Origin of the sequence: uncultured Intestinimonas sp., assembly GCF_944387245.1 — a bacterium.
Taxonomy (GTDB): domain Bacteria; phylum Bacillota; class Clostridia; order Oscillospirales; family Oscillospiraceae; genus Intestinimonas.
Map to the genome: position 1 here is coordinate 1 of NZ_CALXEE010000075.1, position 10,800 is coordinate 10,800.

General features: G+C 63.3%; 11 protein-coding genes and 1 tRNA gene. 3 read left to right on the forward strand and 9 right to left on the reverse strand.

Annotated elements, in window-relative coordinates:
* From uvrA to pyrE, 8 genes are all read right to left on the reverse strand, one after another.
* The coding region (uvrA, locus tag Q0K15_RS09270) for an excinuclease ABC subunit UvrA (RefSeq protein WP_294515568.1) at positions 1 to 1,974 on the reverse strand (1,974 nt) is incomplete at its 3' end.
* Between the two features lie 24 nt (positions 1,975 to 1,998).
* Entirely contained in the window at positions 1,999 to 2,412 is a 414-nt protein-coding gene (locus tag Q0K15_RS09275) for an EamA family transporter (RefSeq protein ID WP_294515569.1), read from the reverse strand.
* Positions 2,413 to 2,446: 34 nt separating this feature from the next.
* Complete coding sequence (locus Q0K15_RS09280) at positions 2,447 to 2,764, reverse strand: TIGR04076 family protein (protein WP_294515570.1); 318 nt, start codon at positions 2,762 to 2,764, stop codon at positions 2,447 to 2,449.
* On the reverse strand, positions 2,761 to 3,102 hold the full coding sequence (locus Q0K15_RS09285; RefSeq protein ID WP_294515571.1) for a transposase: 342 nt from the start codon (positions 3,100 to 3,102) through the stop codon (positions 2,761 to 2,763). Before Q0K15_RS09285 ends, Q0K15_RS09280 begins: the two co-directional genes overlap by 4 nt.
* 184 nt (positions 3,103 to 3,286) lie before the next feature.
* Complete coding sequence (locus Q0K15_RS11165) at positions 3,287 to 3,556, reverse strand: UvrB/UvrC motif-containing protein (RefSeq protein ID WP_365933770.1); 270 nt, start codon at positions 3,554 to 3,556, stop codon at positions 3,287 to 3,289.
* Positions 3,528 to 5,495: an excinuclease ABC subunit UvrB gene (gene uvrB / locus Q0K15_RS09290; protein ID WP_294515572.1), complete on the reverse strand. Its 1,968-nt coding sequence runs from the start codon at positions 5,493 to 5,495 to the stop codon at positions 3,528 to 3,530. The genes Q0K15_RS11165 and uvrB overlap by 29 nt, the downstream gene beginning before the upstream one ends.
* A gap of 104 nt (positions 5,496 to 5,599) precedes the next feature.
* On the reverse strand, positions 5,600 to 6,277 hold the full coding sequence (gene radC / locus Q0K15_RS09295) for a DNA repair protein RadC (protein ID WP_294515573.1): 678 nt from the start codon (positions 6,275 to 6,277) through the stop codon (positions 5,600 to 5,602).
* A 94-nt stretch (positions 6,278 to 6,371) separates the two neighbouring features.
* Positions 6,372 to 7,046 (reverse strand): orotate phosphoribosyltransferase, encoded by a 675-nt coding sequence (pyrE, locus tag Q0K15_RS09300; RefSeq protein ID WP_294515577.1) that lies wholly within the window; start codon positions 7,044 to 7,046, stop codon positions 6,372 to 6,374.
* Between the two features lie 168 nt (positions 7,047 to 7,214).
* Here pyrE and Q0K15_RS09305 point away from each other — a divergent pair, with 168 nt between their 5' ends.
* The gene (locus Q0K15_RS09305) at positions 7,215 to 8,771 is read left to right on the forward strand and encodes an oligosaccharide flippase family protein (protein ID WP_294515574.1); all 1,557 of its coding nucleotides are present in this window, start codon (positions 7,215 to 7,217) and stop codon (positions 8,769 to 8,771) included.
* Positions 8,772 to 8,802: 31 nt separating this feature from the next.
* Positions 8,803 to 9,564: an SDR family oxidoreductase gene (locus Q0K15_RS09310; RefSeq protein ID WP_294515575.1), complete on the forward strand. Its 762-nt coding sequence runs from the start codon at positions 8,803 to 8,805 to the stop codon at positions 9,562 to 9,564.
* A gap of 55 nt (positions 9,565 to 9,619) precedes the next feature.
* On the opposite strand, the gene Q0K15_RS09315 is transcribed toward Q0K15_RS09310, so the two are convergent.
* Positions 9,620 to 10,459, reverse strand: coding sequence for a pyridoxamine kinase (locus tag Q0K15_RS09315; protein ID WP_294515576.1), 840 nt, complete (start codon positions 10,457 to 10,459; stop codon positions 9,620 to 9,622).
* A gap of 254 nt (positions 10,460 to 10,713) precedes the next feature.
* On the opposite strand from Q0K15_RS09315, the gene Q0K15_RS09320 reads away from it, so the two are divergent.
* A tRNA-Leu gene (locus Q0K15_RS09320) sits at positions 10,714 to 10,798 on the forward strand.
* Positions 10,799 to 10,800 lie beyond the last annotated feature (2 nt).

Consider the following 10,800-nt stretch of genomic DNA (forward strand, 5'->3'; position numbering starts at 1 on the left):
CCGCTTGTAGAGGATCTCGTTGACCAGGGAGGACTTGCCGGAGCCGGAGACGCCGGTGACGCAGGTGAAGGTCCCCAAGGGGATGGATACGTCCACGTTGCGGAGATTGTTCTCCGCCGCCCCCCGGATGGTGAGGAAGTGGCCGTTGCCCGCCCGGCGGTGGTCGGGGACGGGCACCTTCTTCCGCCCGGAGAGGTAGTCGCCGGTGATGGAGCCGGGGGTGTTCATGATCTCCTCGGCGGTGCCGCAGGCCACCACCTGCCCCCCGTGCACGCCGGCGCCGGGGCCGATGTCCACGATATAGTCGGCGGCCCGCATGGTATCCTCGTCGTGCTCCACCACCAGCAGGGTGTTGCCCAGGTCCCGCAGGTGCTTCATGGTGTCCAGCAGCATGTCGTTGTCCCGCTGGTGGAGGCCGATGGAGGGCTCGTCCAGGATATAGAGGACCCCCATGAGGGAGGAGCCGATCTGGGTGGCCAGGCGGATGCGCTGACTCTCGCCGCCGGAGAGGGTGGCGGCGGCCCGGCTCAGGGTCAGGTACTGGAGGCCCACCGACTGGAGGAAGCCCAGACGGTTTTTGATCTCCTTCAGAATACGCTCGGCGATGCGCATCTTCTGCTCGCTGAGGGTGAGGTTATCGATGAAGGCCAGGGCCTCGGTCACCGATTTGCGGCAGAAGTCGTCGATGTTGATGCCGCCCACGGTGACGGCCAGGGCCTCCTTCCGGAGGCGTTTGCCGCCGCAGTCGGGGCAGGGACGCTGACTCATGCAGTCCTCCAGGTCCCGGCGCATGGCGTCGGACTGGGTCTCCCGGTAGCGGCGCTCCAGGTTGTTGACCACGCCCTCGAAGGCCTGCATCAGGGTGCCCTGGCCGTTCTCCCGCTCATAGGTGAGCTTGAGCTTCTCCCCCTTGGTGCCGTAGAGAATGACGTCCAGCACCTCGGGGGGCAGGTCCTTCACCGGGGTGGTGAGCTTGAACTTGTACTGCTTGGCCAGGGCCTCGAAGTACATCCGGGAGATGGAGTCCCCCTTCACGTTGTTCCAGCCGCTGGCGGTGATGGCGCCGTCCAGGATGGAGAGGTCCTTGTTGGGGATGATGAGGTCCACGTCTACCTTCAGCTGGGAGCCCAGGCCGGTGCAGGTGGGGCAGGCGCCGAAGGGGTTATTGAAGGAGAACATCCGGGGGGAGAGTTCCTCAATGGAGATGCCGCAGTCCTCGCAGGCGTAGTTCTGGGAGAAGAGAATGTCCCGGTCCTCCCCTACAATGTTGATGAGGACCAGCCCGCCGGAGAGGTTGGAGGCCGTCTCCACCGAGTCGGTGAGCCGCCGGGCGATGTCGGAGCGGATGACCAGCCGGTCCACCACCACCTCGATGTTGTGCTTCTTGTTCTTGTCCAGCTTGATCTCCTCGGTGAGATCGTAGATGGAGCCGTCGGCCCGGACCCGGACGTAGCCGGATTTCCGGGCGTCCTCGAAGATCTTTTGGTGCTCGCCCTTCTTGCCTCGGATGACGGGGGCCATGACCTGGATGCGGGTGGCCTCGGGGAGGGCCATCACCTGGTCGATGATCTGGTCGATGGTCTGCTGCTTGATCTCCTTGCCGCACTTGGGGCAGTGGGGGGTGCCCACCCGGGCCCACAGGAGGCGGAGGTAGTCGTAGATCTCGGTGACGGTGCCCACGGTGGACCGGGGGTTTTTGGAGGTGGTCTTCTGGTCGATGGAGATGGCGGGGGAGAGGCCGTCGATGTAGTCCACATCGGGCTTTTCCATCTGGCCCAAAAACATCCGGGCGTAGGAGGAGAGGGACTCCACGTACCGCCGCTGACCCTCGGCGTAGATGGTGTCGAAGGCCAGGGAGGACTTGCCGCTGCCGGACAGGCCCGTGAGCACCACCAGCTTGTCCCGTGGGATGGTGACGTCGATGTTTTTGAGGTTGTTGGCGCGGGCGCCCTTGACGTAAATATGGTCGAGCATAGGTGTGTCGGTCTCCTTTGGGTGTTACAAAATGAGGATCAGGGTGCCCGCGGCGATGAGGGCGCCGCCGATGATGCCCTTCACAGTCACAGTCTCATGGAGGATGACGAAGGCCAGGATCATGGTGAGCACCACGCTGAGCTTGTCGATGGGGGCCACCTTGCTGGCCTCGCCCAGCTGGAGGGCACGGTAGTAAAAGAGCCAGGAGGCGCCGGTGGCCAGGCCGGAGAGGGCCAGAAAGAGCCAGCTCCGGGGGCCGATGTCGGCGATGCCGTGCTGCTTTCCGGTGAGAAAGACGATGCCCCAGGCCATGACCAGAACCACCGCGGTGCGGATGGCGGTGGCCAGGGTGCTGTCCACCCCTTCAATGCCGATCTTGGCCAGGATGGAGGTCAGGGCGGCAAAGACCGCGGAGAGCAGTGCGAACCAGATCCACATGGTATCAGATCCTTTCCAGATGGGTTTCCGGTATTTACAGGGAGACGTCCTCGTCCAGGAGAGCCAGCTCATAGATCACCGGACGGACGCCGTCGGTGCAGCATTCGATGCTGACACCGGGCTTGTACCAGTCGTTTTTGGCGCCTAAGGAGTAGGCGGAGATGGCCCGGTAGAGGTCGATCCAGGCCCAGGGGCACAGGCCCTCCGGCTTCTCCGCGCCGCCCTCGTAGTAGAACACATCTCCGACCTTCTGGAAGGGGCAGGGACCCGCCTCACGGCCCTCGGTGAGATAGCGCTCGGCCAGTTCAGGATAAAATTCGGTTTTCAGCACCGTGATTTTTACCTTCTTCATGGGATACCCTCCTCATAGTAGCAGTCCTCCCGCCATTTGGCCGGGTTTTGGTCGATATAGGCCCAGATCCGTAGATAGTCGGCCTCGTTGCGGATGATGTGGTCGAGGAAGCCGTCCTGCCAGAGGTCGGTTTTCATGTCCTGATTGGTGAAGCGCTTGAGGGCGGTGATCATGCGCGGAACCAGTTGTGTGGGGCGCGACGACCTCGGCGCGCCTTTGACGGTGTGTTCACCGACATCGACGGACAGAAGCAGATGGACATGGTTTGGCATGATCACAGAATGATGCATGGTGATATTGGGATAGGCGGTGGGGATTTTTTGGAGATAGCCCTCCAAAATGCGGCCAGCTGGCAGAAGCTCCAGGTGCTACGGCGCGCCGGGGTCGTCGCGCCCCACAATCCGAGACAACACGGTGGATCTCCTTTTGGTGCAGAAAGTGATAAAATAGCAGCCTTCTTGTCCATAGTCATAGTTTGGCAGCCTGTGGAGCCGTCCCATAGGATCACCTCTCTCCCACCCATTACTTGCCCCTCAATTCGATGATACGGTCGCGGAGGACGGCGGCGTACTCGAACTCCAGCCGCTTGCTGGCCTCCTTCCTCGCCCCGCACGGCAGTGCCGCGCGGGGGACCCCGGGAGTGATTTCACATGCTCGGGCGAAGTGAATTCGCCCTGCGCCAAGGTTTTGCCTAGGGCAAAACGCTTGTGCGGCGCAAGCGCCGCCCCGCTTTGCGGGGCCCCGAAGGAGCTGAAGGAGGCCGTTACTTGCCTCTGAGTTCGATGATGCGATCTCGGAGGACGGCGGCGTACTCGAACTCCAAACGCTTCGATGCCTCCTTCATCTCCTTCTCCAGCTTTTCGATGGCGGCGTCCTGCTCCTTCTTGGAAAGCTTGGTCTTATTGCGCAGGAGCTGTTCGCTCTCCTCCTCGCCGGCGGAGAGCTCGATGACGTCCCGCACCGACTTGATGATGGTCTTGGGGACAATGCCGTGGGCCTTGTTGAAGGCGTCCTGCTTTTTCCGGCGGCGCTCGGTCTCGCCGATGGCGGCCATCATGGAGGGGGTCATCTTGTCGGCGTACATGATGACCAGGCCGTCGGCGTTCCGGGCGGCCCGGCCGATGGTCTGGATGAGGGAGGTCTCCGACCGGAGGAAGCCCTCCTTGTCGGCATCCAGGATGGCCACCAGGCTCACCTCCGGGAGGTCCAGACCCTCACGCAGCAGGTTGATGCCCACCAGCACGTCGTAGGTGCCCAACCGCAGGTCCCGGATGATCTCCTGGCGCTCGATGGTGTCGATGTCGTGGTGCATGTACTGCACCTTGATGCCGGCGTTTTTCAGATAGGCGGTCAGGTCCTCGGCCATCTTCTTGGTGAGGGTGGTGACCAGCACCCGCTCCTTGCGCTCCACCCGCTGGTTGATCTCCCCGATGAGGTCGTCGATCTGCCCCTCCACCGGGCGCACGTCGATTTTGGGGTCCAGCAGGCCGGTGGGGCGGATGACCTGCTCCACGATCTGGCCCGAGCGGGTCTTTTCATACTCGCCCGGAGTGGCCGAAACGTAGACAACTTGATTTACCCTCTGTTCAAATTCATCGAATTTCAACGGACGGTTATCAAAAGCGGAAGGCAGGCGGAAGCCATAGTCCACCAGAGTGGTCTTTCGGGCCCGGTCGCCGTTGTACATGGCCCGGACCTGGGGGAGGGTGACGTGGGACTCGTCGATGAACATGAGGAAGTCTTTTGGGAAGTAGTCCATGAGGGTCATGGGGGCGGAGCCGGCGGGCCGGCCGGCGATGGGCCGGGAGTAGTTCTCGATGCCGGAGCAGTAGCCCAGTTCCTGCATCATCTCGATGTCGTACATGGTCCGCTGCTTGATGCGCTGGGCCTCCACCAGCATGTCCCGCTCCTGGAACCAGGCCACCCGCTCCTCCAGCTCCTTGTAGATCTCCTTGATGGCCTTGTCCATCTTCTCTTTGGGGGTGATATAGTGGCTGGCGGGGAAGATGGGGATGTGCTCTAGCCGGCGGACGGGGGTACCGGTGACCACGTTGATCTCGCTGATGCGGTCGATCTCGTCCCCAAAATACTCCACCCGGATGGCGGTGTCCTTGTAGTAGGCCGGCCACACCTCCACCGTGTCCCCCCGGACCCGGAACATATTGCGCTCGAAGGCGATGTCGTTGCGTTCGTAGCGGATCTCGATGAGCCGTTTGAGAAGCTCGTCCCGGGGAAACTCGGTGCCCACCCGGAGGGGGACCATCATCTTGGCGTAGTCGTCGGGCTCGCCCAGGCCGTAGATGCAGGAGACGGAGGAGACCACGATCACGTCCCGCCGCTCCATGAGGGAGGCGGTGGCCGAGAGCCGCAGCCGGTCGATCTCATCGTTGGTGGCCGAGTCCTTTTCGATATAGGTGTCGGTGTGAGGGATATAGGCCTCGGGCTGATAGTAGTCGTAGTAGGAGACGAAGTACTCCACCGCGTTTTTGGGGAAAAACTCCTTGAACTCGGCGCACAGCTGGGCGGCCAGGGTCTTGTTGTGGGCCAGCACCAGGGTGGGCTTCTGGACGGCCTCGATAACCTTGGCCATGGTGAAGGTCTTGCCCGAGCCGGTGACGCCCAGCAGGGTCTGCTCGGAGAGGCCGTTTTCGATGCCGGCGGCCAGGGCGGCGATGGCCTCGGGCTGATCGCCAGCTGGCTGATAGGGAGAGACTACCTGGAAATCGGGCACAGTCTAGGACCTCCTCACATGGATTTGGGCGCCCACAGCGCCCGATGCACCAACATTCTAGCAAAACATTTGTTCTATTGCAATAGCAAAAGGAAGGCTTTTCCTCACTCGGAAAAGAATCCGCTGTCCTTCAGGGAGACCATGTCGTCATCGGTAAAGATGAGGTGGTCCAGCAGCTCTACGTCCACGCTCCGGAGGATGGCGCGGAGCTGTTGGGTGGTCATGAGGTCGGCGTTGGAGGGGAGGGCCAGGCCGGAGAGATGATTGTGGGCCAGAATGGCAGCGGTGGCGTTGTGGGCCAGCACAATTTCCACCATCTTTCTGGGAGTGATCTCGGCGGCGTTCACCGTGCCCTCGCCCAGCTTGTGGCAGCCCAATACCTTATATTTCCCATCCAGGCACACCAGATACGCCATTTCGTACCGGGCGCCCTGGGAAAAATAGGGCCGCAGGTACTGTCCGGCGGCCTGGGTGGAGTCCAGGATGGTGCCCATGCCGGCCCGGTCGGCCTGATAGCGCCCGGAGAGCACAGGGATGAGCTTGAGGAGGACGGCGGTGTGTTCTCCCACGCCGGGGACCTGGGTCAGAGCTTCAGGGCGGGCGTCCAGCACCCCGGACAGAGAGCCGAACCGGTCCAGCAGCCGGTGGGCCAGACCGTTCACATCCCCCTGGGGAATGGCGTAGCACAGCAGCAGTTCCAAAAGCTGGTGTTCATGGAAGCCGTCGCTGTGGTTGAGAAACTGCTCTTTGAGCCGCTTTCGGTGGCCGTTGTGGAGTCCCATGACGCCATTCCTCCTTTCCCGCACAGTTGAGAAGCGGCCCTCCGCCGGACCCGCCGCGGCGGGGGCTGAGGGCCGCCCTGATATCGATGCCTGATTACGCCTTGGGGCCGTACTGCTCCAGATAAGCCTCCATCTTTGCCTTCATCTCGTCGTCGATGTAGACCTTGCCGCCGATCTCCCGGTTGTGGAGGAAGGCGATGATCTCCCGCACGGTGACGATGGGGTAGACGGCGATGCCGTGGTCCTGGCGCAGCTCGTCCAGGGTGGAGCAGTCCTTGGTGCCCCGCTCCATCCGGTCCACGGAGACGATGAGGGCCTTCATGTTCACCTTGGCCACCTGCTTGAAGAGCTCGATGGACTCCCGGACGGCGGTGCCGGCGGTGACCACGTCCTCCACGATGACCACGTTGTCACCGTCCTGGGGCTTGTAGCCCACCATGGAGCCGCCCTCGCCGTGGTCCTTGGCCTCCTTGCGGTTGAAGCAGTAGGGGAGGTCCCGGCCGTAGTTGCGGTAGAGGGAGGCGGCGGCGGAGACGGCCAGGGGGATGCCCTTGTAGGCGGGACCGAAGAGACAGGTGACGCCGTCGGGCAGGTTCTGCTGGATGCAGGCGGCGTAGTAGTCGCCCAGCTTGGCGGCCTGGGCGCCGGTCTTGTAGTTGCCGGTGTTGATGAAGTAAGGGGTCTTGCGGCCGGACTTGGTGGTGAAGTCGCCGAAGGTGAGCACGCCGGAGCGCACCATAAAGGTGATGAATTCCTCTTTGTAGGTGATGGACATGTGATGGCACCCTTTCCCATGTTTTGCGCCCTGGGCGGTGGCCCGGGCGGTCTGGTCAGTAAATACCATTATACAACATTCGGGCCCCCTTGACAATGGGAGAAGGCTCAGGCAAGTTTCCACAGGCTGTGGAATATACTCTCCGGGAAGGGAGGTGTTCCCTTGAAGTGGGACTCCGCGTCGGTGCGGTACGGCACCCTGCTCCTCACCGCCACCGGCCTTGTGAATCAGCTCTTGGGCTTTGTCTACCGCATCCTCCTCTCCCGGCTGGTGGGGGCGGAGGTCATGGGGCTCTATCAGCTGGTGATGCCGGTCTTTTCCGTGCTCCTCTCCGTGACCGCCATCGGCCTGACGGCGGCGGTGGCAAACCTCACCGCCCAATACCGTGCTCTGGGCCGGGAGACAGCGGCGGAGCAGGTCCTGCGCCGCTGTCTGGTGCTCCTGGTCTGCCTGTTGGCCCTGCCCACCCTGGCCCTCATCCTCCTCTCCGACCCCATCTCGGTCTATATCCTGGGGGATGCCCGGACCCGATTGGGCCTGCTGCTGCTGCCCCCCTGCGTGCTCCTCACCGGTGTGGAAAACCTCCACAAGCACGCCTTCTACGGCGCCGGTCTGGTGCGGCCCCCCGCCTTCTCCGAGGTGCTGGAGCAGGTGGTGCGCACCGCCGCCGTGCTGGGGCTCCTCCTCCTCTTCCTGCCCCAGAACCCGGAGCGGACGGTGGGCCTCATCGTGGCGGGCATGGTGATCTGTGAGGTGTTCTCCGCCTGTACCCTCACCACCCTGTGGCACCGGCAGCGGCGGGGCGGCGGAGCAAGGGAGCCAAGGAAGGTCCTGGACCGGCGGATCGCCAAGGTGGCCCTGCCGGTGGCCCTCACCGCCCTGCTGGGCAACCTGATGGGCTCCGCCTGCGCCGTCCTCATCCCCCAGAAGCTGGTGGCGGGGGGGATGGAGGTCTCCCAGGCCGTCTCTGCCTTCGGCGTCATGTTCGGCATGTCCCTGCCCATGCTGGGCCTGCCCACCGCCTTCATCTCCGCCCTAGGGCTGGTCCTTATGCCCAGACTCTCCCAGGCCGCCGCCCTGGGCCGGTGGGAGGAGGTGCGCCGGCGGGTCAGCGGCGCCATGCTGGCCACCTCAGTGCTCATGCTCCCCGCTATGGCCCTGCTGTCGGTGCTGGGTCCCGACCTGGCCGTCCTCCTCTTCCGGGAGACCGCCGCCGGGGCCTATCTGCCCCCGCTGGCGGTGTCGGTGGCCCTCTCCTGCTACCGCTCCGTCCTGGCCTGCTCCCTAAACGGGGTGGGGCGGCAGGCTGCCGCTGCCCGCAACGCCCTCATCGCCGGGGCGGTGGAACTGGGGCTCACCGCCCTCACGGTTGGCATCCCGGGAGTGGGGCTCAAGGGCTATGTGGCCGCCGCCCTGGTCAGTGAACTGCTGGGGGTGGGCCTCAACCTGGTCTCTCTGTGCCGGGAGGCCGGGCTCCGGCCGGAGTTCTTCCGCTGGCTCACTGCCCCCGGCCTGGCTGCCCTCCTCATGGGCCTGGACATCAATCTCCTCTTCCGCGTCCTCCAGGACTGGGGGTTCTCCAAGAGCGGGAGTGGGATGGTCTGCCTTGCCTTCGGAGCCCTGATCTATCTGGCCGCTCTGTCCGCCCAGGGCATCTCCTTGAGAGAGCTGCTGGGGGTACAGAAAAAAGGGGTATGCCAACGGAGCGGGACGTGGTAAACTAGAGAAAAACGAAAAGGGAGATGGCTCCATGAAGGCATTGGTGACAGGTGCCAGCTCGGGCATCGGGCGGGAGATTGCAAAGGTACTGGCGGAGCGGGGGTACGACCTCATCCTGACGGCCCGGCGGGCCGACCGCCTGCGGGCGCTGGCGGATGAGCTGCCGGTGAAGGTGGAGGTGATCCCCGTCGACCTCACCGACCGAGCTCAGGTGATGGGCCTGTGGGAGCTGGTGAAGGACCAGGACATCGACATTCTAGTGAACAACGCCGGCCGTGGGCTCTTTGGGCCTTTTGACGAGACCGACCTGGACACCGAACTTTCCATGCTGGAGGTCAATATCGTGGCCCTCCACATCCTCACCAAGCTGTTTCTCCCGAAGATGAAGGCACGGGGACGGGGACACATCCTGAACGTGGCCTCCTCGGCGGCCTTCCTGCCGGGACCTCTCCTGTCCTCCTATTACGCCTCCAAGGCCTATGTCCTCCGGCTCTCCGAGGCGGTGGCCGAGGAGCTGCGCCGGGCCAGAAGCAAGGTGACCATCAGTGTCCTCTGTCCCGGACCGGTGCCCACGGAGTTCGACCAGGTGGCCGATGTGCGCTTCTCCATTCCGGGGATGGACAGCGCGTCGGTGGCCCGGCTGGCGGTGGCCGGCACCCTCCGGGGCCAGCTCCTCATCCTGCCCGGGGTGCGGATGAAGGCGATCCACTTCTTCCAGCGCTTTGTGCCCGACAAGATCCTGGCCCGGCTGTGCTGGGAGGTCCAGCACAGGAAGAGCGGTCCGGACCGGTAACCGATAGACAGAAAGAACGCCCGCTGTCCATCAGGACAGCGGGCGTTTCATGTGGTTACAGCAGCTCCCGGAGGAGGGGCTCGAATTGGACGCCGTCCAGCACAGGGGTGCCGGCGGACAGGGTGTGGGACACAGATTTCTGGATAAAATCCACGGCACGGGCGGTGGAGTCGGACAGGGTCTCTCCTCGAAGAAGACTGCCAAGGAGCACGGAGGCAAAGAGGTCGCCGGTGCCGAAGAAGTGGCCCGGCTCCAGGGGTGCCATGGCGAAACGAATCTTGCCGCTGTGGCAGTCCAGACAGCCGGCGCCCAGAGCCTTGGGAGTAAAGCTGACGCCGGTGACCACCACGGAGCGCCTGCCGTCCAGGGAGAGGCGGCGGAGCCACTCCTCCATGCCGGCCTGGCTGGTGGGGATTTGGTCGAAGGGCTCGCCCAGGAGGAGGGCGGCTTCGGTGAGGTTGGGGGTAATGAGGTCGGCTTCGGCGGTGAGCTGGATCATCTGCTGGCACATCTCGGGGGTATAGGTGCGGTAGACCCGGCCGTGGTCCCCCATGACGGGGTCGATGAGGACCAGGGTCTCCCGCTGGCGGAACCGGCGGATGAGACGGCGGAGGACGGCAATTTGTTGCAGGGAGCCGACGAAGCCGGAGTAGATGGCGTCAAAGGAGGTGTGGAGGGCCTCCCAGTGGAGCAGGGTTTGTTCCATGGCGCCGGTGAGGTCCTGAAAGGCGGCGGCCTCTGGGGCGGGGAAGGCGGTATGGGCAGAGAGGACCGCCGTGGGCAGGGGGCAGCACTGGGCGCCCATGACGGAGAGGACCGGCAGGATCACCGAGAGAGAACAGCGCCCTAAACCGGACAGGTCATGGACGGCGGCCACCTTTGGCGTGCGATTCATGGTATCCCTCCCGTGCGTCTGCCCCTGCTGGGGTAAGACGCGCATTTTTATGCCCCCATGATACCACGTTCACCATCGCTGTGCAATTGACTTTTTGCATGGGAAATGGTAGAATGTGATCTATATTCGGCAGAGAAGAAATGTCAAATATGCGCCTGTAATGGAATTGGTAGACATGCGAGATTTAGGTGCTGTTACCTCAGTGAAGAAGTTTACGTAAAAATAGCGGCAGGGTGTTCCTGCTGCTCATATATGCGGGTATGATGAAATTGGTAAACATGCTGGATTTAGGTTCCAGTGCCGCAAGGCTTGTGGGTTCGAGTCCCACTACCCGTACCACG

Bases quoted from the DNA above. Each gene is read 5' to 3' on its own strand.
- Q0K15_RS09275 (WP_294515569.1), bottom strand. From the start codon at position 2,412: ATGTGGATCTGGTTCGCACTGCTCTCCGCGGTCTTTGCCGCCCTGACC.
- Q0K15_RS09315 (WP_294515576.1), bottom strand. From the start codon at position 10,459: ATGAATCGCACGCCAAAGGTGGCCGCCGTCCATGACCTGTCCGGTTTA.
- Q0K15_RS09310 (WP_294515575.1), top strand. From the start codon at position 8,803: ATGAAGGCATTGGTGACAGGTGCCAGCTCGGGCATCGGGCGGGAGATT.
- radC (WP_294515573.1), bottom strand. From the start codon at position 6,277: ATGGGACTCCACAACGGCCACCGAAAGCGGCTCAAAGAGCAGTTTCTC.
- Q0K15_RS09280 (WP_294515570.1), bottom strand. From the start codon at position 2,764: ATGAAGAAGGTAAAAATCACGGTGCTGAAAACCGAATTTTATCCTGAA.